Raw genomic sequence first — 19,688 nt, 5'->3', positions numbered from 1 at the left:
CCGAGGTACGTCCGGAACACGGGAAGGGCTCGCAATCCCATGGCCAAGCAGAACGTGGCGGAGCAGTTCGTCGAGATCCTCGTCCGCGCCGGTGTCGAACGCCTGTACGGGGTGGTGGGCGACAGCCTCAACCCCGTCGTCGACGCCGTCCGCCGGACCCCCGGCATCGACTGGGTGCATGTGCGGCACGAGGAGGCCGCCGCCTTCGCCGCGGGCGCCGAGGCGCAGCTCACCGGCCGGCTCGCGGCCTGCGCCGGCTCCTGCGGCCCCGGCAATCTGCACCTGATCAACGGCCTCTACGACGCCCACCGCTCCATGGCCCCCGTGCTGGCCCTCGCCTCGCACATCCCCTCCTCCGAGATCGGTCTCGGCTACTTCCAGGAGACCCACCCGGAGCTGCTGTTCCGCGAGTGCAGCCACTACTGCGAGATGATCTCCAGCCCGCAGCAGATGCCCCGCCTCCTCCAGACGGCGATCCAGCACGCCGTCGGCCGCGGCGGGGTCTCCGTCGTGACCCTGCCCGGAGACATCGCCGACCGGCCCGCCCCGGCGAAGACCGCCGAGCACGCCCTCGTCACCAGCCGCCCCACCGTCCGCCCAGGCGACACGGAGCTGGACGAACTGGTCGGCATGATCGACAAGGCCAGGCGGATCACCCTCTTCTGCGGCAGCGGCACCGCCGGCGCGCACGCCGAGGTCATGCAGTTCGCGGAGCGCGTCAAGTCCCCCGTCGGGCATGCGCTCCGCGGCAAAGAGTGGATCCAGTACGACAATCCGTACGACGTCGGTATGAGCGGTCTCCTCGGCTACGGCGCCGCCTACGAGGCCACCCATGAGTGCGATCTGCTGATCCTGCTCGGCACCGACTTCCCGTACAACGCCTTCCTCCCGGACGATGTGAAGATCGTGCAGGTCGACGTCCGGCCCGAACACCTGGGGCGCCGCTCCAAGCTGGACCTCGCGGTCTGGGGCGATGTGCGCGAGACCCTGCGCTGTCTGATCCCCCGGGTGCGCGCCAAGTCCGACCGGCGCTTCCTGGACAAGATGCTGAAGAAGCACGCCGACGCCCTGGAGGGCGTGGTCCGCGCCTACACCCGCAAGGTGGAGAAGCGGACCCCGATCCACCCCGAGTACGTGGCCTCCGTCCTCGACGAACTCGCCGACGACGACGCGGTGTTCACCGTCGACACCGGGATGAACAACGTCTGGGCCGCGCGTTACATCTCGCCCAACGGCCGCCGCCGGATCATCGGTTCCTTCAGCCACGGCTCGATGGCGAACGCGCTGCCCCAGGCGATCGGGGCGCAACTCCTCGACCGGGACCGACAGGTGGTGTCCATGTCCGGGGACGGCGGGTTCACCATGCTGATGGGCGACTTCCTCACCCTGGTCCAGTACGACCTGCCCGTGAAGGTGGTCCTCTTCAACAACTCCGCGCTGTCGATGGTGGAACTGGAGATGCTGGTCGCCGGGCTCCCCTCGTTCGGCACGGCCAACCAGAACCCGGATTTCGCCGCCGTGGCCCGCGCCTGCGGCGCCCACGGGGTGCGGGTGGAGAAGCCGAAGCAGCTCGCGGGCGCGCTGAAGGACGCGTTCAAGCACAAGGGTCCGGCTCTCGTCGACGTGGTCACCGACCCCAACGCGCTGTCCATCCCGCCGAAGATCAAGGCCCAGATGGTCACCGGCTTCGCACTGTCGGCGAGCAGAATGGTCCTGGAGGGCGGGGTGGGCCGGATGGCCCAGATGGCCCGGTCCAACCTGCGCAACGTGCCCCGCCCCTGACGCTCCGGGCCGATCCGGATGAGTGGTGCTCACCGAGTGGGGCATGCATCCCGTGGGCGCGTACACGGCGTACGCGGCCGGCAGGTGTGAACTCGCTGCGAGTGGGGGGAAAATGACTGCACGTCACGGGGGAGCCGGCGTACGGGGGCGGCTCCACCGCAGGCTGGGCCACGGCGATCTGACGGCCGTGCCCGAGGTCCGGCACGCCTTACGGGACCTGCTCGGCAAGTGGCCCGACCCGGGGACCGGCTCCGCGCGCGAGGGAGCGGGTGACGCGGTCGACGTGGCCGAGCTGCTGGCCAGCGAACTGGTGACCAACGCCCTCGTCCACACCGACCGGGGCGCGGTGGTCACGGCGACCGTGGAGGACGCCCGGCTCCATGTCGAGGTACGGGACTTCGTCGCCGTCCTCCCGGTCCGCGAGGCACCCGGCACCGCTGCGGAGGAGGCCGGTTCGGACGGGGCGTCGGGCGACGGCTCCGAGGGGGCGGACGGCGCCGGCCTCGGCACCTCGGGCCGGGGCCTGTTCCTGGTGGACCGCCTCGCCGACGCCTGGGGCGTGCGGACCGCGCAGGGCGTCGGCAAGGTGATCTGGTTCGAACTGCACGCGGAGGCCGCCGCGTAGCACGGCACGAGTGTCTTCCCGCCGGGGGCGGGAAGACACTCGGCTCAGCCGAACTGCTGCTCCAGGTCCTTGAGTTTGCGCTCCAGGGAGTCGAGCCGCGGCAGGGTCTGGGTGTCGTCCTCGGCCGTCAGGTCGACGGTGACCGGGTCAGCCCCCCGGGTGCCCACCGCCTGGAGCGAGGGCCGGGCGCGCACGGGCAGCTGTCCCGGCTCGGCTATGGCGGGCTCCACGACGGACCCCGCCGGCTCCACCGCGGAAGCCTGCGATGCCTGCCCCTGCCCGCCAGGAGCTGGGCCGAGCGCGGGAAGCTGCGTCGCGCGGCCCCTCCCCAACCCCCAGGAACGGTGCTGGCGGTTGTACGCCTTGATCCGGGCCCGGTCCAGCTTCTCCTGGTCCCGGCGGCGCATCCGGTTCTCCTGCTTCTCCCGCCTGTCCTCGCGGACCTCGTCGACCGCCTCGTCCAGCGTCCGCACGCCCTCCAGCAGCATCAGCGACCAGGCGGCGAAGGTCTCCCGGGGTGCCCGCAGCCAGCGCACGATCCGGATCTGGGGCAACGGGCGCGGCACCAGGCCCTGCTCACGCAGGGCGGCCCGGCGGGTCTGCTTCAGGGCACGGTCGAACAGCACCGCGGCCGACAGCGACATCCCCGCGAAGAACTGCGGCGCGCCGTCGTGCCCGAGGCCGCGCGGCGCGTGCACCCAGTTGAACCAGGCCGCCGCCCCGGCGAACAGCCACACCAGGAGCCGGGACCCGAGGGCCGCGTCACCGTGGCTGGCCTCGCGCACGGCGAGGACGGAGCAGAACATGGCCGCCCCGTCGAGGCCGAACGGGACCAGGTACTCCCAGCCGCCGGAGAGGTTCAGGTTCTGGCGGCCGAAGCCGACCAGGCCGTGGAAGGAGAGCGCGGCGGCCACCGCCGCGCAGCAGAACAGCAGGACGTACGAGGCCGTGCCGTACACGGCCTCCTTGCGCCGGCGGCGCTCCTCGCTGCGTTCCCAGGAGTCGTCGGCCGCGCCCTTGGCGTCGGAGTTCCCGGCGCGCTTGCCGCGGGTGAGCACCGCAACCGCCGCCAGGACTCCCAGGAGCATCACGCCGCCGGGAAGCAGCCAGTCCAGCGATATGTCGGTCAGTCGCATGCGGTGTCCCTTGCATCGCGTGAGGCGTTTCGGCGGCCATAGTGGCCGACCGTGCGACCCGCTCAGGGGGTTTCCGCGCAAGACCACGCCATCGGGGCGCTCGGGAGCGGAGTTGGGCGTGATCTGGTCGAACTGAACTACGGGGAAGGGAGGTTGTGTTCGATTCGAGGCCGCCCGAAGGGGTGGCGTGGAGTCGTGGGAGTCCGATTGGTCCCGCTGTGGACGGCGGGCGGTCCGGCGCGGGCCCCCGGTGGCAGGCGGTCGGTCCGGCGCGGGCCCCGGGTGGCCGGTGGCGGTCGGGCGCGGGTCGGTGCGGTCCCGCGCGGGTCGGTGCGGCGCCGGTCGGGGTCAGGCCCCTTGCCGAAGCCGTTCGACGCGCTCGGCGTCACAGGTGCGCGGGCAGGTCGCGCAGGTGTCCTCGGGGCGCAGTGTGTAGAACAGGCAGCAGCTCGCCCGGTCGCGGGTGGGCAGCACCTCCCCGTCCGGGCCGGTCAGCTCGCGGAAGCCGGCCGTCCCCACGTACGGCTTGGTGGCGCCCGGGAGCAGCAGCTCCAGTTCGGTCACGGCGCGCTGCTCCTCGCCGAGGAGGTGGGCGACGTACCAGAGCCCTTCGACGATCTCGTCGGTCGCCATGCCCCACAGGGCCCGGCCCCGGCGGCGCATCCGGGGGCCGAATCCTTCCAGCACGGGACCGAGGTGCTCGGCGACGGCCGCGCGGACCTCGGCCCGCAGGGCCTCCTCGTCCGGGACGACCCGGGCGCCGGGCAGATCGGCGCCCGGATCGCCCGGCAGGCAGGAGAACGTGTCGATCCTCACGGCCATCCGCCCGAGGGTGCGCTGGAAGGCGACCTGCTCCGGGGGGACGCGGGGCACCCGGCGGTGCAGGAACCAGGGCACGGTGACCAGCAGGCAGGCGGGCCAGGCGTAGCGGTGGAGACCGAAGCTGGCGGTCACATCGGGGCGGGCCTGCTGTCCGTAGTCCCGCAGGACCTGGGCGTCGTCCCAGGCCAGGAAGGTGTCGAGGGCCTCGCCGCCCGCCGCGAGCTCGTCCGCGCGCACCCAGCCGGCGTCCTCGGGGAAGGGCTCGCCGGGGCTCAGCTCGGTCACGCGCAGACCGGAGAACACCTCGGTCAGGCGCGCGTAGGACCCGCTCACCGGGGAGGCGAGGGCGGGGAGCAGGGCGGGAACGGTCATGCCGGGGACCACCGAATCGACGATCGTTAGCAGGTAAGCCTTACCTTACCTGATCTCCCGCCGTGTTTGAACCGCGGCCCTGCCCGCCTATCGTGCACACCGGGCCTCGCACACGCCAGCCGGGTCCGTACCCGGCCGACCGAGGAGACCCGAGTGGAGCAGGCCCGCCCCCGCGCGTCCGCGCCGGGCGCCCCGGCACCCCTGCGCGTGCCCGCGCAGGGGTCGTCGGTGGGTGACGGGCGGGCCCCCGCGGGCGGGGCCTCGCCGACGGCGGGCGCGCCGCGCGACGGCACCACGGCGGGCGGGGCACGGCCCGCGCGCGGCGCCGAGGGCACGGCCGCGCCCCACCGGGCGCGGGACGACCGTGACGGGGGCAGTCCCGCCACCGGGGCGGGGGACGCGTGGCTCCCGTCGCCCGGCCCGGCCCGGACACGGGGCGTGCGGCGGCATTCCGTGCGGGAGCAGGTGCTTCAGGCGTTGCGGGCCGCGCTCGTCGACGGGGAGCTGGCGCCCGGAGCCGTCTACTCCGCTCCCGCGCTCGGCGAGCGCTACGGCGTCTCCGCCACGCCCGTGCGCGAGGCGATGCAGCAGCTCGCCGTCGAGGGCGCGGTCGAGGTCGTGCCCAACCGCGGCTTCCGCGTGTGCGTGCGCACCGGCCGGGAGCTCGCCGAGCTCGCCGAGGTGCGGGCCCTGATCGAGGTGCCCGTGATGCTGCGGCTCGCACGTACCGTCCCCGCCGACCGCTGGACCGCCCTGCGCCCCCTCGCCGAGGCGACCGTCGTCGCGGCGGCGCACGGTGACCGCGCGAGCTACGCCGACTCCGACCGGGCCTTCCACCGCGCCGTACTCGCCCACGCAGGGAACGAGCAACTGCTCGCCGTCGCCGACGACCTGCACCGCCGCTCCCAGTGGCCGCTGTCCGCCGTGGCCGGCGCCCGGCCCGCGAGCGCCGTTCCCGACCGGGCCGTCCTGGTCGCGGACGCCGCCGAGCACATGGCCCTGCTGGAGGCGCTGATCGCCCGGGATCTGACGGTCGTGCAGTCACTGGTGCGCGAGCACTTCGCCGGAGCGGACGTCTGACGGGTGCGCGCGGCAGTGTGGACGGTGGCCAACCGGCTCGGGGTGACCGCCGGAACACCCGCCGAGCTCCGCGCCGCCCTGCTCGCCGGGCCGCCTCTCCCGCCCGGCCCCGTCCGGGTCGCCCTGCCCGGGCACGACGCGGACGACGTCGCCGAACTCGACTGCCTGCTCAGGGACTTCGGTCACGCCGGGCTCGCCCTCACCCACACCGCTCCACGGCCCGGGCCCGCGGACCTCTCCGACCCCTCGGCCGTGATCCGCGCCGACGTGTACGCGGTCACCGCCGCGTACGCGCACACGGCGCCCGCCGACGAGCACGGCGGGCTGCGCACCGCGTGGCTGCGCGCCGGTCAGGCGCTCATCCGCGGGGACGCGCCGCCCCTGCGCGCCCTGGCGCTGCTCGCCGCCCTCCCCGCCGACGCCGAACCGGCGGTGCGCGTCGCGCTCACCGCGCTGTCGTCGGGCGCCCCGTGGACCGTGGTCCCGCTCGAGGGGGAGGCGGGTCCCGCACCCGTGCCCGTCGCCGCGCTGGGCGTTTTCGCCGGGCGGCTGCTCGTCGCGGACCGGGCCGGCACGGTGCGCGGGCTGGACGCGCGCCGGCCCGTCACCGTCGCCACCGGCGTCCGCGTCCGCGCCCTCGCCACGGCCGGGAACGGCGCGCTCCTGCTGCTCGACGAGCGCGGGCGGCTGCGCGTCCACGGTCCCGGTACCGCGCTGACCGAGGCCGTCGCCGCCACCCTCGACGCGCACCCGGGGACCGCGCTCGCCGCGGCCGCCGGTTCGGTTCTGGTGGGCGACCGCACCGGCAGCGTGCACGCCTTCGGCCCGGCCGGGCTCCACCAGGCGGCCCTGCACACGGGCCGGGTCACCGCCCTGGCCGCGACGGGCTCCGCCGCGCCGGTCGTCGTGAGCGGGGGAGCGGACGGCACCGTCCGCCGCTGGCGCCCCGGGCGGACCGATTCCGGTGTGCCGCTGGCCCGGCGGCCCTTCCCGGTCACCGCGCTGCACGCCATGGAGGCCGACGCGGGGTCCGGGCCGCGGTCCGGCACCGCGTACGCCGTCGCCTGGGCCGACGGGCTCGCCGAACTGCACCGCCCCGGCGCCGCGCCGCTCGGCTTCCGGCCCGGGCCCGCCGTCCGCGCCGTCGCCGCCGTCCCGGACGGGAGCCTGGTCGTGGGGACGGACGAGAACCTGGTCCGGCTCAGGCCGCACCGGAACGACGGGACCGGACCGGAATGACTCGACCGGACCGGACCGTAGGGCGAAGCGGGCTGAAGTGTCCGCGCGGGGGCACGAAGTGATCACGTTCGGCGACATCCTGGCCATGGGTCGACTACCCTGGACGGCCCAGTCGTCCACCGCACCATGCGCAGCACAGGGGGCCCCAATGACCACCGGCGACCGGTCCGGCGAAGAGCCCCGCACGTCGTTCTCCGACGAGGAGTGGGCGCGCTTCCAGGCCGAGAGCGAGGGTCCCGCCCGGCTCGACGCCCCCAAGGAGCCGTCCGCGCGGGCGCGCATGGTCGCCGAGCGGTTCAGGCAGGCGGACGAGCTGGCCGCCCGGCGCCGGGGCCGGATCCGCCGGCTCACCCGGCGGGGCCGCCGTGAGCGCGCCGAGCCGGACGCCTGGCGCGCCTGGAGCGCGCCCGGCCGGACCCGGGTGCGGAGGAACGGAGTATGGCTGTTCATCTGGATCGCGGTCGCGGTCGGCTTCCTGCTGGCGCTGATCGCGCCGGGCCGTGTCCTGCCGTTCCTCTTCTGACGGCTTCTCTCCGACGGGCCACCCGGTCACGTCCCGGTCACGTCCCGGGCGCGGCGGTGGTCACGGCGGCGCTCACTCGTGCGGACCGGCCACGGCGGCTCACGGCGGCGGCGGTTCGAGGCCGGACAGCAGGGACGCGACGTCCAGCCCGGTCAACAGGTACTGCTCGAAGGCCGGGTTGTGCAGCGCCCACGGCGAACGCCTCAGCCGCACCCGGTCGATGGCGCCCTCGTTGTCGTGGCCCAGCTCGATCAGGGCCTGCGCCGCGACCAGACCGGACCGGTTGTAACCGGAGTAGCAGCGCACCAGGACCTTCCGGCCCGCGCGCACCGCGTCCGCCGCGACCACCGCCAGCCGCCGCACACTGTCGATCTCGGCCGCGGTCAGCCAGTCGTCCGGGATCGGCGCGACATGGTGCTCCACACCGGGCGCCGGGCCGTGCCCGTTCCGCGTCCACAGACTGACGACGAGGTCGAACTCCCGCCCCACCACGACGTCCTGGTGCTTGCGGACGCCGTCCGTCCAGACGTGGCCGCCCATCCACAGGCCGGTCGTGACCTCGTCCCACCGGGTCCGCGGTTCCGGGACGTCGCCCTCCCTGCGGCGGCTCCTCACGGCGCGGCTGGCGCGGTGGACTCGGTGGAGGGCGTTCCGGCGGGGGCCGTCGTCCCGGTGGAAGCCGTCGTCCCGGTGGAAGCCGTCGTTCCGGTGGAAGCCGTCGTTCCGGCGGGGGAGGGCTGGGCCGGGACCCCCGCCGAGAGCTGGGAGCCCAGCCACACCGGCACCCCGCCGAGCAGCCGGAAGAGCCGCCGTGCCTCGGCCCGCAGCCGACCCGCCTCCGGTTCCTCCTCGCAGTCCGCGAGCCCGGCGAGCGCCGGCGCGGTCCCGATCAGATAGCCGAGTTCCTCGCGCAGGCGCAGGCACTGTGCGAAGCCGTTGCGGGCGGCCGCCACGTCGCCTTCGCGCAGGGCGATCCCGGCGAGCTGCTGCCAGGTGAAGGACAGCAGCAGCGGGTCCTCCTGGGCGCTCGCGCCCGCGTGCGCCCGCTCGTAGGCCGCGCGCGCCGCCTGCGGGGAGTCCGCGATGTGCTCCGCGACGAGTCCGCGCCGGAAGTCGAGCAGCGGCCGGCGGGGCGAGGCCGGCGAGAGGAGGGCCGCCGCCCGGCCGAGGGCGGAGCGTGCCTCGTCGGCCCGGTCCCGCACACCCAGCCGGGTCGCCGCGTACGCCAGCCTGCCGCGTTCGCTCGCGGCCCCGCCGCGCTCCTCGTCGTCACCGGCCACCGCCTCGGCCGTGCGCAGCGCGTCCTCGGCCTCGGCCCACCCGTCGCAGGTGAACAGGCAGCGCTCGACGAGGAGTCCGGCCCGTTCCAGGGCGACCGCGGGTTCGGCTGTCCGGCAGGTGAGCAGCGCCGCCGCGTCGGTCCAGCAGCCGCGCGAGCGCAGCCGCCATACCGCGGTCTGGAGGGGATCGTCACCTGCTGTGGTTCCGGAACCAGACATGGCGGTATGCGCCACTTGCCCTCCCCGAGCACGCCATTGCGCTGTTGAGTGAGCTGTTGAGTAGGACGGCATCTCAGCATGGATCGGCGTGCGCGGCCAAGAGGTCGAGTGAATTCGTTCACAAACTTTCAGCGGCCGACCGGGTCCGCCTCGGAGCCGTCGCCGGGGGTGATCAGAGCGAGGTGACCCCCGTCGTTGAGCGGGGTCGGCACGGCCAGGACGGCCGTGCCCGGCTCGCCCGCCGAGGCCCGGACGGCGTCAATCAGGTGGATCTCACCGTGACCCCCACGGGTGACCGCCACCAGTGGCGAACCGGGTGACGCGGCGATCGCCCGGCGCTGCACACCGTCCCACGGGGTGCCCCCGGCCCGGGGCGCCTGGTCCATCGGGGGCAGCGGGACCCGCGCGGAGACACGGGGTACGCCGGAATGCGCAGTGAGCAGAACGAGTTCGTCGCCGTCCGGGTGGACGCGTGCGTACGCGACATGGTGCGCGGCGACCGCGAGCCGGAAGACGAGTCCGGGGCCGAGCGGGACGCGGCCGGTGCGGGGCGGGGCGTCGGACGGCGAGTCCAGGTCGTGCCACCAGGCGTCGTTGGTCCATTCCGGCCAGCGGCCCGGGTCCGCCGGCCCGCCCCGTACGCAGGACCACAGCAGTCGGCGGACCGGGTCCAGCCGCAGGTAGTAGCCGCGGCCCGGGCCGCCCCACGGCAGCGGGGCTTCGGCGGTCGGGCTGCCGTCGGCGCGGTGGTCGCGGCGGAGGCGGTGCACCCCGGAGCCCGCGGCGGCGAACAGCCGCCCGGTACGCGGGTCGTGGGCGTCGCCGTGCGCGTCGTCGTCGGGCAGCGGGAGCACGGCGGCCGGGACCGCGGGCGGGCAGGAGGGGGGCGATGCCATCAAGTCGGCGTGGCGGTAGACGGCGAAGGAGCCGGGTTCGCGGTGGCGGAGGACGACGAGGGCGTCGGGGGTGTGGGGGGCGGGGGGCGTGGCGAGTGCGTCCGGGGTGCCGGAGGTGTCGGGGGCTGGGCTGCCCTGTCCGGGCCCGGGGTGGGGCCCGGGGCCGAGGACGGTGACGCCCGGTTCGCCGGTCCGGGTGCGGACCCGGACCGCGCGGGGGCGGCCGGGCGGGGCGGCGAGGTCGACGGCCGTCAACAGGTCGCTCCAGGGCTCCCAGTTGCGGCCGAGCCCCGTGGTCACGGCGACCAGCCGGCCGGTCGGGTCGACGGCCAGGTGCTCGGCGGGTACGGCCACCGGCACGGTCGTCTCCACCAGCGGACGGCCGTGGTCCGGGCCGTAGACGTCGAGGACGACGAGTTCGCCCGCCGCCTCGTCCACGAACGCGGCCCGGCCCCCGGGCAGGGCCAGGAAGCCCGCGTGCTCGGCGAGATGACGGCCCTCGACGAGACCGCGTTCCCGGCCGTCGGGGAGGTCCAGCACCCGGACGTTCCCGGCGACCTGGTCGGCGACGAGGAGCCGGGGCGGGGCGGAGATGGGCGGCGGTGCGGGCATGGCGGGCTCCGGGGGGAGGGGGTCATGGGCTTGTTGGCAATGATTATCATGTGGAACTCTGTGTCAGCGAAACGCAGCGAATCGCAGCGAAGAGAAGCAGCGAAAAAGTAGAGAGAAGAACGCGATGTCCCGCCGTGCCCTGATCACCGTCCGACGATGGGCGGCCGCCGCCGTCATGGGAGCCCTGCTCACCGGCTGCGGAACCACCGCCACCGACTCCGGGAGCGAGGCGGGCAAGGGCGAACGGCCCGAGTCCCGCACCGAGGTCTCCGTGGACCCCATATCCGCCGCCCGCTCGATCACCGACGCCCGGGGCGTGAAGGTCGCGACCGAGCAGCCGCCGGCCAGGATCGTCTGCCTGGTCGCCCTCTGCGACGACATGCTGGCCGAACTCGGCATGAAGCCCGTCGCCACCAACTCGGCGCTCCTCGCGCACCCCGACTTCCTCGGCAAGGAGCAGGCCGCGCGCATCCCCGTGGTGCCCGGCGGCTTCCTGAGCCCCGAGGTCGAGGCGATCCTGTCCCACAAGCCGGACCTGGTCATCGGCCTGGAGGACACCCACGGCAAGCTGGCTCCCGCGCTCAAGGGGGCCACGACCTTCTGGCCGGTGCAGCCCGGCACCTGGGAGGACAGCGTGGGCTATCTGCGCGACCTCGCCGCGCTGACCGGCCGCACCGGGGAGGGCGAGAAGGCGGAACGCGCCTTCCGTACCAAGCTCGCCGACGCGGAGTCCCGGCGCAGCCCGCAGACCGCGCTCGTCATCTTCGGCAGCGACGAGAACTTCGGCGTCGCCACCCCCGGCAACGACGTTGCCGCCGGTCTGTTCCCGAAGATCGCCGACTACCCCTGGCAGAGCCGCGGGGTCGAGGGCGCGTACAGCATGGAGGAGATCCTCGCCCAGGACGTGGACGTCCTGTTCGTGGAGACGCTCTCGTTCGGCGGCCCGGCGGAGGAGAAGCTCTCCGACAAGCTGGCGAAGAACCCGCTCTGGGCGCAGATCCCCGCCGTGAAGAACAAGAAGGTCTTCGAGGTCGACGCCGAGGTCTGGGCCAAGGGGCGGGGGACGCGTTCGCTCGGCATCGTCCTCGACGAGGCGACGGCCGAACTCCGTTGAGGGGGCGGGGAGACGCCGGGGGGCCCGGGCGGGCCCCCGGGCCAGTCGGGGCCGGCGAGCGCGGCCGGGAGGCCGGGCGCGAGCGGGGCGTCGGGCCGGGCCGGACCGGGCAGGCCCGCACGGGGCAGGCCGTCCTCGCGGGCGGGCTGCTCGTGGTCGCGGTGCTGGGCGCGCTCTGTCTGGGCACGCCGGTCGTGCCCCCGTGGGAGCTGCCCGGGGTGATCGGCGGCGAGGGCCTGGCCGGGATCGTGGTCACCGAACTGCGGCTGCCCCGGCTGGTGCTGGCCCTGGTCGCCGGGGCCTGTCTGGGCGCGGCGGGGCTCGTCCTCCAGGAGGCCCTGCGCAACCCGCTCGCCGTGCCCGAACTCCTCGGTGTCTCCTCCGGCGCGGCCCTCGGCGTGGCCGCGCCCCTGGTCCTCGCCGTGTCCGTACCGCTCGCGGTCCAGCCGGTGCTCGCCATCGGCGGGGCGGCGCTCGGGGGCGTACTGACGCTGCTGGCGGCGGGGTTCGGGCGCAGCCCGTCGGCGGTGCTGCTCACGGGGGCCGCGGTGGCGGCCGCCCTCCAGGCGGCGCTGCTGGTCCTGATGGTGCTGGCCGACCAACTCGACCTCCAGCTCATCTACCGCTATCTGCTGGGCAGTCTGTCCGCCCGCACCTGGCCGGACGTGCACGGCCTCTGGCTGTGGCTCGCCGCCGCGGTGCCCGCCCTGGTGCTCTGCGCGCCGGTCCTCTCCGTGCTGCGGCTCGGCGACGACGACGCGCGGGCCCTCGGTGTACGCGTCCGGCGGGCCCGGCTCGCGGCGCTCGCCATCGTGGTGGTGCTGATCGCCCCCGTGGTGGCGGTGTGCGGGCCGGTTGCCTGGGTCGGCTTCCTCGCGCCGGCGCTCGCGCGCCGGCTGCGACCCGACTCGGACGCGGTGGGGTGGCTGCCGTGGGCGGCGGTGTGGGGCGCGGTCGTCGTGGCCTGCGCGGATCTGCCGGCGCGGCTGGCGCTGGCGCCGGTGGAGACGCCGGTCGGCGCGTGGACGGCGTTGCTGGGGGTGCCGGCGGGGGCGGCCCTGCTGAAGACCCGGGCGCGGGAGCGGTGCTCCGGGGCGTGAACAGTGCTCCGGGGCGTGAACGGTGCTCTGGGGTGTGAACGGTGCTCCGGGGTGTGAACGGTGCTCCGGGGTGTGAACGGTGCTCCGGGGTGTGAACGGTGCTCTGGGGTGTGAACGGTGCTCTGGCGAGCGAGCGGTGCTCGCCTGCCAGAGCGGTGCTCGTGTGTGGAAGCGGTGCTCCGGCGAGTGGACGGGGATCCGGCGCGGGAGCGGCGGTCCACCGCGGGAGCGGTGCTCCCGAAAGTGAACGGTGCTCCGGAAAGTGAACGGTGAGGTGCCGCGTGAGCAGCGATCCGGTGAGTGAGCGGTGATCTCGCATCAGAGAGGTGGACAACAACGTGAGCACTGATACCCATCCGGAGCACTGCTCTCCCCCTGGGGCGCCCGCCCCTGCGCAGGAGGCGGGCGACTCCACCACGCGCGCCACCACACGCGCTCCCGCGGAGGCCGCCCCCACGGAGCCCGCCTCTACGGAGCCCGCCGCGCAGGCGCCCGAGGCCGCCCCTGCGCAGCCCGCCGCCGCTTCCCGTACCCGCCCCCGCGCGGCCGACCGTCGCGGCCTGCTCCTGGTGCCGCTCGCGCTCGCGGTGCTCGCCGTCGCCTGCGCCGACCTCGTCGCCGGGCGGTCGCTCGGCCCCGCCGAGGTCTGGGGGGTCCTCACCGGCGACGGCCCGGCCGACGCCCGCCATATCGTCTTCCAACTCCGGCTGCCCCGTGCCCTGGTCGCGCTCGCGGCCGGCGCGAGTCTGGGGCTCGCCGGGATCGTCCTCCAGTCCGCGCTGCGCAACCCGCTCGCCGGTCCCGAGGTCACCGGTGTGACCCCGGGCGCCGTGCTCGGCGCGGTCGCGGCCACCGGCCTCGGCGTCGCCGGCTGGCAGTCCCCGGCCGCCGTGGTCGCCGCCGCCTGCGCGGGCGGCTTCGCGGGCGCGGGGCTGCTGTGGCTGCTGGCGGGGCGCGAGCAGTCCGACCCGGAGCGGACCGCCGTCCACGGCGTCCTGGTGTCCGCCGTGCTGTCCGGGCTCACCGCGATGGTGCTGCTCGTCGCACCGGGCGAACTGGGCAGTGTCGTCCAGTGGTTGGTGGGCTCCACCGAAGGCCGGGTGTGGGCGCACTGGAACCTGCTCTGGCCCTGGGCCGCCGTCTGGGGGCTCGCCGCCTGCGCCCTCGCCGTGCCGCTCACCCTGCTGCGCTGCGGCGACGAACAGGCCGCGGCCGCCGGGCTCGCGACCGGCCGGGCCCGTGCCGCCGCCCTGGTGTGCGCGGTCGCGCTGACCGCCGGGGCCGTGTCCGCGGTGGGCGCCCTCGGCTTCGTCGGGCTGCTGGTGCCGCATCTGGCGTTCGCCGTGTTCGGCGCCGATCTGCGCCGCGCGCTCCCCGGCGCGGCCCTCGTCGGGGCCCTGGTGGTCTGCGGGGCGGACGCCGGGGCCCAGTGGGTCTCCCGGGCGCTGGCGGACGCCCTCGCGATGGACCGGCTCAGCGTCCCGACGGGCGCGCTCACGACCCTGGTCGGCGCGGCGCTGCTGCTCGTCGTCGCGCGGCGAGGGCGTGTCCTGTCATGACCGGCCGCGCCGGCCCGTCCCCCGACCGCACGTTCCCCGAGACCTGGAGACACCCTGTGACCGCCGTACCCGCACAACCCCCTTCCCCGGCCTCGTCCGCGCCCCCGGAGCACCCCGAAGGTCCCGGCCCGGGTACCGACGTCCGTTCCGGTACCGACGTCCGTTCCGGTACCGACGTCCGTTCCGGTACCGACGTCCGTCCCGGCGCCGAAGCCCGTCCCGGTACCGACGCCCGCCCCGGCACCGGTGCCGGCAGCCTGCGGGTCCAGGGACTGCGGTTCGGCTACCCGGGGCGGGAGGTGCTGCGCGGCGTCGACCTGGGGATCGGCGCGGGCGAGTCCGTCGCCCTCGTCGGGCTCAACGGCTGCGGCAAGAGCACCCTGCTGCGGCTCTGCGCCGGGCTGCTGCGCCCCGCCGCCGGCCGGGTGGTCCTGGAGGGCGACGACCTCGCCCGGCTGTCCCGGCGGGCCGCCGCGCGCCGGGTCGCGCTGCTCCACCAGTCCGCGCCGCCCGTACCGGGCATGACGGTGCGTCAGCTCGTCCGCCAGGGCCGCTACGCCGCCCGGGGCCCGCTCGGGATGCTGCGCGACGGTGACGACACCGTGTGCGCCCGCGCCATGGCGGACGTCGGGGTCGAGGCATGGGCCTCGCGGCCCGTCGACTCCCTCTCCGGCGGCGAACGGCAGCGGGTGCGCCTGGCCATGGCCCTCGCCCAGGACACCCGGCTGCTGCTTCTCGACGAGCCGACGACCTACCTCGACCTGCGGCACCAGCTGGAGGTCATGGCCACCGTCGCCCGGCTGCGGGAGGAGCGCGGGCTGACCGTCGTGATGGTGCTGCACGACCTCGGGCACGCGGCCCGCTACGCCGACCGGATCGTGGCGCTCCGGGACGGCGTCGTGGCCGCCGACGGCCCGCCCGAGGAGGTGGTGACGCCTCGTCTGCTCGCCGAAGTCCTCGGTGTAGCGGGCCGGGTGGGCCGGGATCCGGAGGGTGGCTGGCCGGTGTGTTACCCGGATCACCCACTGCCGGACACCCAGCCCCTTGCGAAATGAAAATCATATTCATTAGAGTGCGGGGTGTGTCGCCGGTCCGCCGGCGGGACGCAACCATCCATCCGAACTGACGGAGGTTCAACTCATGGAGCAGCACAAGGTGTTCAGCCCGATCGCCGAGCAGGGCCAGCTCGCCCACCTGTCGGCCACCCACTCCAACGCCCTCGTCGAGAACCCCTTCGAGGACGCCGCCGACACCGCTGCGGACGGCGACAAGTAAGTCCCGAGGGCCCGCCCGGACAGCCGTCCGGGCGGGCCCGTCCCGTTCCCGCGTCCCTTCGGCGTCCGTGCCGGAGTCCCACCGGAATCCCAGGAGAGACCACCGTGCCCATCGCCCGGCTCGCCCCCGGCGTCGCCCTTGTCACCGTCCCCGGCCGGGGCCTCGCCGTCCGCACCCCCGACGGGGAGTTCCTGCGCGTCGACACGGGGGACGTCCCCGCGGACGCGCTCGGCCTCACCTGGGACACCGATCACGCCCCCGGACTCGACGCGCTCACCCAGGCGTTCGCCGAGGCCGGCTACCTCTCGGAGCCCGGTCCCGTGTCCGGGCCCGCTGCCGCGTCCGCGCCCGCCGCGCCCGCCGAAGGGTCGGCCGAACCCACGGCCGGCGAACCCACCGCCCAGTCCGTGGCTGCCCCGCCCGTGGCCGGTCCGCCCCGTCTCGCCGGGCGGACCGTGCTGGTGGTCGGCGACCCCGTCCTCACCGCACCACTGCTCCACCTCCTCCGCGACGAGGGCGCCGACGCCCGCTTCGCCCGGGAGGCCGAGCTGACGGACGCGGTGGACGCGGTGGACGCGGCCGGGCCCGGCACGGCCGTCGTGTGGTGCCTCGACGCGCCCGTCCCGCCCGGCGCGTGGGACGCGGCCGACCGGCTGCCCGGCCGCGGCGTCGCCTGGCTCCGCTGCCACCGGGAGGGCGCCACCGCCTGGATCGAGCCCCTGGCCGCCCGCCCCGGCGACGTCACCGCCCGCCATGTCCGCCTGCGCCGCCTCGCCGCCACGCCCGCGCACCGTGAACTCGACGCCTACTGGGCCGGATCGCGCACCGAGGACACCGGGCCGCGCCACGGGGCCGCCTCCGCGGCTCTCACCGCCGCGCTGCTGACCGCCGCGCTCCTGGAATGGGCGGCGGCCGACGGCACCGGTGGCGGCGCACGCACCCTGCGGCGGATCGACCTGCGCGACCTCACGGTCACGGAGCACACCGTGCTGCCGGTGCCCGAGGTCGCGCCCATACGCCGATGAGTCCCCACGGGACCGCACCGACGCCGGGATCGGCCACCGCGCTCCCGGCCCCGGCCGCCGGGCTCCCGGCCCCGCGCCCCGCGCCCGAGGCGCTGCGCGTCGTCACCGGGGACGGTGTGCCGCTCGCCACCGAGGTGCGGCTGCCCGCCGGACCCGGCCCGTTCCCCGCCGTCGTCCTGCGCACCCCCTACGACCGCCGCAACCACCGTGCCGAGGCGGCCGCCTGGGCCGCGCGCGGCTTCGCCGCCGTCGTGCAGGACGTCCGCGGCCGGTACGGCTCCGGCGGCGACTGGCACCCCTACCGCGACGAGGCCGCCGACAGCGCCGCCACCCTGCGCCGGGTGCGCGAACAGCCCTGGTCGGACGGTCGGGTGGTCGCCGTCGGCGCCTCCTACGCCGCCCACTGCGCCCTCGCCACCGCGACGGCCGGGCCCGGAGCCGGGGCCCCGCCCTCCGGCCGCCCCGACGCCGTGATCGCCGCCGTGCCCGCGCTGGGTCTCGCCGAGACCGGACGCGAACCCACCGGCCCCGAACGCCTCTACGCCCGCGCCGGCTGGTGGGCCGCGCACGGCGACCGGCCCGACGCGGACGAGCACGCCCTCGCCCGCGCCCTGGCCGCCGACCCCCGGCTGCTGGAACGCCTGCCGCTGATCGACCTCCCGCGTCGACTCGGACGTGACCTCCCCTCCTGGCCCCGGGTGTGGGAGACGTCCCGCCGCACCACGGTGACCGGCGGGGCCGGTGCGCCACCCCTCCTCGTCGTCGGCGGCACCCACGACCCCTTCGCCGACGACGCCCTGCGCCTCTGGCGGGACTGGCCCGGCCCGGCGCGGCTGCTCGTCGGCCCCTGGGGGCACGGCCTGACCGCCGATCCCGCGCCCGGCGCGACGACCGGCCACCGGATCAACCTCGGTGATTTGTATGTGCGTTGGGCCCGGGCCGCGCTCTCCGGCGCCCTCGGCCCCGGTCGGCGCGGTGCCGTCGCCCTCGGTGGCGCCGGACACTGGTGCCCCGTGGACGCGCTCACCCGGGACCACGTCCGGGAGTTCGGCCGCCCCGCCGGTCTCCGGACCCTGCACGGCGCGGAGTTCACCGCCGACCCGGCTGCCCCCGTGCGCAGCGACACCCTCGACGTGCCCGCCGGCGGGGCGGCGCCCGGGAAGGCATCGGCGCCCGACCGGACCGTACTGGTCACACTCCCGCTGGACCGCCCGCTCGACGTCGTCGGCACCCCGTACGTCCGGCTCCGCGCCACCGCGTCCACGCCGAGTGCCGACTGGGCCGTGCGACTGGTCGCCCTCGACCCGGACGGCCGCGCCGACCACCTCGCCACCGGGATCGTGCGCCGCCACGACCCGCCGGGCACCGAGGCCCGGTTCCGCGTCCCGCTCGGCCTCACCGCCCGACGCCTGCCCGCCGGGACCCGGCTGCGCGTCGAGGTCGCCGGACACCACTTCCCCGCCCACGCCCGCAACCCGCACACCGGCGCCGACCCGGTGCGCGCCAAACGGCTCGACCCGTCCCGGCGCGCCGTGCGCGAGAACGGCAGCGCCCTGGTGCTGCCCGTCACCGCCCGGCGCAGCCCGGCCGACCCCGTACAGGAGACCTGCACATGACCGGCCCGCTCCCACTCGACGCGCTCGTCGACCCCGTCTGCGGGCTCATCCGCGCCGTCGCCCCCGTCCCGCACCCGTCCGGCGCGCCGCCGCGCTACACGGCGATGACCGCCGATGTGGCGGACGCCCGCCGGTTCGGGGCGTGGCCCGCCGACCGGGTGTCCCTGGGCACGACCTTCGGCGACCCCGACGGGGCCCGCGTCGCCGCCGTCGCCGAGGCGGTGGAACGGTACTGCGGCAACAGGCTCCCTCCGCCCGGCACCCCCGGCGCGCCCCGCCGCGCCACGGCCGCCGAACTCACCGCCGAGGGTCACGAGGTGTACGGGCCGGGCGAACTCCCCGCCTACGCCGACTGGCAGTACGCCCGCCCCGGCTTCCCGTACCGCCCTCTCACCCCCGACACCCCCGCCCTCTGGACGCCCGTCCGGGAAGTGGGTGTCCGGGAGGCCGGTGTCCGGGCGGCGGGGGAGGGCCGGGAGGTGTGGGCGCCGGTCGCGCTCACCCATCTCAACTGGCGTCAGGGCGAGTTGCGCGAGCTGCCCCGCACCCACCACCTCAACTACGCGGGCATCGCCACCGGCCAGGGTCTGGACGACGCCACCGAGCGCGGGCTCCTGGAGATCGTGGAGCGGGACGCCCTGGAACTGTGGTGGCATCTCGACGGCCCCACCCGGGGTATCGACGTCGACTCCGTGCCCGGCCTCGCCCACGACCTGGACGGCTGTGCCCTGGAGGTGTCGGTCGTCGAGATGCCCTCGGAGTTCGCGCCCTGCATGGCCGCGCTCGTGCACGACCGGGAGCGCGGTATCCACGCGGCCGGCTTCGCCTGCCGGTACGACCCGGCGGACGCGGTCCGCAAGGCGGTCCTGGAGGCCGTGCACACCTGGGTGTTCACCCAGGGCGCGGTGGACGCCGACGGCTGGGTCTTCCGCGCGATCGAGGCGGGCATGCTCGCCCGGGGCCTCTACCTCGACCACCGGGCCGACCGCCGCTATCTCGACGACTGCGGGCCCGACTTCGCCGCCGTCCGGGACCTGGGCGCCCATGTGCAGGTGTGGCTCGACCGTCGGACCGCGCCGCTGGCGGAACGGTTCACCCGCCCCGCCCTGGGCACCGTGCCGGTCACGGCGGTGGCGCACGGCAGCCGGGACCTGCTGCACCGGCGCCTGGCGGAGGGCGGCCACCGCGTCCTGACGGCCGACCTGACGACGGAGGACGTCGCTGAGACCCCGCTGCGGGTGGCCCGGGTCCTCGTCTCCGGTCTGGTGCCGAACGCGCCCGCGGCCTTCGCCTACCTGGGGTGCCCGCGCTTCGGCCGGGCGGCGCTCGCCCGGGGCTGGCGCACCGAAACGCCGTCGGCGGCGGGCGACTTCACGCTCGTACCGCCGCCGCACATGTGAGGGCGGGGACGAC

Annotated in this window: 16 protein-coding genes and 2 pseudogenes; 13 read left to right on the top strand and 5 right to left on the bottom strand. The window is 75.8% G+C overall.

Features of this window, described 5'->3' with window-relative positions:
• Positions 1-39: 39 nt before the first annotated feature.
• The gene (locus C593_RS0113520; protein WP_018847825.1) at positions 40-1,782 is read left to right on the top strand and encodes a pyruvate dehydrogenase; all 1,743 of its coding nucleotides are present in this window, start codon (positions 40-42) and stop codon (positions 1,780-1,782) included.
• Between the two features lie 112 nt (positions 1,783-1,894).
• The gene (locus C593_RS0113515) at positions 1,895-2,407 is read left to right on the top strand and encodes an ATP-binding protein (RefSeq protein ID WP_078521485.1); all 513 of its coding nucleotides are present in this window, start codon (positions 1,895-1,897) and stop codon (positions 2,405-2,407) included.
• 44 nt (positions 2,408-2,451) lie between these two features.
• On the opposite strand, the gene C593_RS0113510 is transcribed toward C593_RS0113515, so the two are convergent.
• Both C593_RS0113510 and C593_RS0113505 read right to left on the bottom strand, forming a co-directional pair.
• A complete protein-coding gene (locus C593_RS0113510) occupies positions 2,452-3,543 on the bottom strand; it encodes a DUF2637 domain-containing protein (RefSeq protein WP_018847823.1) in 1,092 nt (363 codons plus the stop codon).
• A 348-nt stretch (positions 3,544-3,891) separates the two neighbouring features.
• On the bottom strand, positions 3,892-4,737 hold the full coding sequence (locus tag C593_RS0113505) for a (2Fe-2S)-binding protein (RefSeq protein WP_026277661.1): 846 nt from the start codon (positions 4,735-4,737) through the stop codon (positions 3,892-3,894).
• Positions 4,738-4,890: 153 nt separating this feature from the next.
• On the opposite strand from C593_RS0113505, the gene C593_RS0113500 reads away from it, so the two are divergent.
• The 3 genes from C593_RS0113500 (at position 4,891) to C593_RS0113490 (ending at position 7,579) form a co-directional block, all read left to right on the top strand.
• Positions 4,891-5,817: a GntR family transcriptional regulator gene (locus tag C593_RS0113500; RefSeq protein ID WP_018847821.1), complete on the top strand. Its 927-nt coding sequence runs from the start codon at positions 4,891-4,893 to the stop codon at positions 5,815-5,817.
• A 3-nt stretch (positions 5,818-5,820) separates the two neighbouring features.
• Positions 5,821-7,056: a hypothetical protein gene (locus C593_RS29625; protein WP_158686841.1), complete on the top strand. Its 1,236-nt coding sequence runs from the start codon at positions 5,821-5,823 to the stop codon at positions 7,054-7,056.
• Between the two features lie 148 nt (positions 7,057-7,204).
• Positions 7,205-7,579, top strand: a complete 375-nt coding sequence (locus C593_RS0113490) for a hypothetical protein (RefSeq protein WP_018847819.1) — start codon at positions 7,205-7,207, stop codon at positions 7,577-7,579.
• Between the two features lie 99 nt (positions 7,580-7,678).
• Here the strand turns inward: C593_RS0113490 and C593_RS0113485 are convergent, their stop codons facing one another.
• From C593_RS0113485 to C593_RS0113475, 3 genes and pseudogenes are all read right to left on the bottom strand, one after another.
• Positions 7,679-8,194 carry a dual specificity protein phosphatase family protein gene (locus C593_RS0113485; RefSeq protein WP_018847818.1) on the bottom strand — a complete coding sequence of 172 codons (516 nt, stop codon included), beginning with the start codon at positions 8,192-8,194 and terminating at the stop codon, positions 7,679-7,681.
• 125 nt (positions 8,195-8,319) lie between these two features.
• Positions 8,320-9,093: pseudogene (locus tag C593_RS29620) on the bottom strand (hypothetical protein); the annotation flags it as partial.
• Positions 9,094-9,206: 113 nt separating this feature from the next.
• Positions 9,207-10,586: a hypothetical protein gene (locus C593_RS0113475; protein ID WP_018847816.1), complete on the bottom strand. Its 1,380-nt coding sequence runs from the start codon at positions 10,584-10,586 to the stop codon at positions 9,207-9,209.
• Positions 10,587-10,710: 124 nt separating this feature from the next.
• On the opposite strand from C593_RS0113475, the gene C593_RS0113470 reads away from it, so the two are divergent.
• From C593_RS0113470 to C593_RS0113435, 8 genes and pseudogenes are all read left to right on the top strand, one after another.
• Entirely contained in the window at positions 10,711-11,700 is a 990-nt protein-coding gene (locus tag C593_RS0113470) for an ABC transporter substrate-binding protein (protein WP_018847815.1), read from the top strand.
• A gap of 146 nt (positions 11,701-11,846) precedes the next feature.
• Positions 11,847-12,800, top strand: a complete 954-nt coding sequence (locus C593_RS29615) for an iron ABC transporter permease (RefSeq protein WP_037745809.1) — start codon at positions 11,847-11,849, stop codon at positions 12,798-12,800.
• 569 nt (positions 12,801-13,369) lie between these two features.
• The gene (locus C593_RS0113460; protein WP_018847813.1) at positions 13,370-14,359 is read left to right on the top strand and encodes an iron chelate uptake ABC transporter family permease subunit; all 990 of its coding nucleotides are present in this window, start codon (positions 13,370-13,372) and stop codon (positions 14,357-14,359) included.
• 257 nt (positions 14,360-14,616) lie between these two features.
• Positions 14,617-15,430: pseudogene (locus C593_RS29610) on the top strand (ABC transporter ATP-binding protein).
• Between the two features lie 69 nt (positions 15,431-15,499).
• On the top strand, positions 15,500-15,634 hold the full coding sequence (gene amiA / locus C593_RS33755; RefSeq protein ID WP_018847811.1) for a streptamidine family RiPP: 135 nt from the start codon (positions 15,500-15,502) through the stop codon (positions 15,632-15,634).
• Positions 15,635-15,738: 104 nt separating this feature from the next.
• Positions 15,739-16,659 (top strand): hypothetical protein, encoded by a 921-nt coding sequence (locus tag C593_RS0113445; RefSeq protein ID WP_018847810.1) that lies wholly within the window; start codon positions 15,739-15,741, stop codon positions 16,657-16,659.
• Positions 16,656-18,275 carry a CocE/NonD family hydrolase gene (locus C593_RS0113440; protein ID WP_018847809.1) on the top strand — a complete coding sequence of 540 codons (1,620 nt, stop codon included), beginning with the start codon at positions 16,656-16,658 and terminating at the stop codon, positions 18,273-18,275. The genes C593_RS0113445 and C593_RS0113440 overlap by 4 nt, the downstream gene beginning before the upstream one ends.
• A complete protein-coding gene (locus tag C593_RS0113435; RefSeq protein ID WP_018847808.1) occupies positions 18,272-19,675 on the top strand; it encodes a YcaO-like family protein in 1,404 nt (467 codons plus the stop codon). The genes C593_RS0113440 and C593_RS0113435 overlap by 4 nt, the downstream gene beginning before the upstream one ends.
• Positions 19,676-19,688 lie beyond the last annotated feature (13 nt).

The organism is Streptomyces sp. CNT372, assembly GCF_000377145.1.
Note: the sequence above shows the minus strand (reverse complement) of the source record. Positions and strands in the feature narration are given on the sequence as shown.

Excerpts from the sequence above, each read along its gene's own strand:
- C593_RS0113440 (WP_018847809.1), top strand. The coding sequence starts at position 16,656 with ATGAGTCCCCACGGGACCGCACCGACGCCGGGATCGGCCACCGCGCTC.
- C593_RS0113520 (WP_018847825.1), top strand. The coding sequence starts at position 40 with ATGGCCAAGCAGAACGTGGCGGAGCAGTTCGTCGAGATCCTCGTCCGC.
- C593_RS0113490 (WP_018847819.1), top strand. The coding sequence starts at position 7,205 with ATGACCACCGGCGACCGGTCCGGCGAAGAGCCCCGCACGTCGTTCTCC.
- C593_RS0113470 (WP_018847815.1), top strand. The coding sequence starts at position 10,711 with ATGTCCCGCCGTGCCCTGATCACCGTCCGACGATGGGCGGCCGCCGCC.
- C593_RS0113515 (WP_078521485.1), top strand. The coding sequence starts at position 1,895 with ATGACTGCACGTCACGGGGGAGCCGGCGTACGGGGGCGGCTCCACCGC.
- C593_RS0113510 (WP_018847823.1), bottom strand. The coding sequence starts at position 3,543 with ATGCGACTGACCGACATATCGCTGGACTGGCTGCTTCCCGGCGGCGTG.
- C593_RS0113435 (WP_018847808.1), top strand. The coding sequence starts at position 18,272 with ATGACCGGCCCGCTCCCACTCGACGCGCTCGTCGACCCCGTCTGCGGG.
- C593_RS0113475 (WP_018847816.1), bottom strand. The coding sequence starts at position 10,586 with ATGCCCGCACCGCCGCCCATCTCCGCCCCGCCCCGGCTCCTCGTCGCC.
- amiA (WP_018847811.1), top strand. The coding sequence starts at position 15,500 with ATGGAGCAGCACAAGGTGTTCAGCCCGATCGCCGAGCAGGGCCAGCTC.
- C593_RS0113505 (WP_026277661.1), bottom strand. The coding sequence starts at position 4,737 with ATGACCGTTCCCGCCCTGCTCCCCGCCCTCGCCTCCCCGGTGAGCGGG.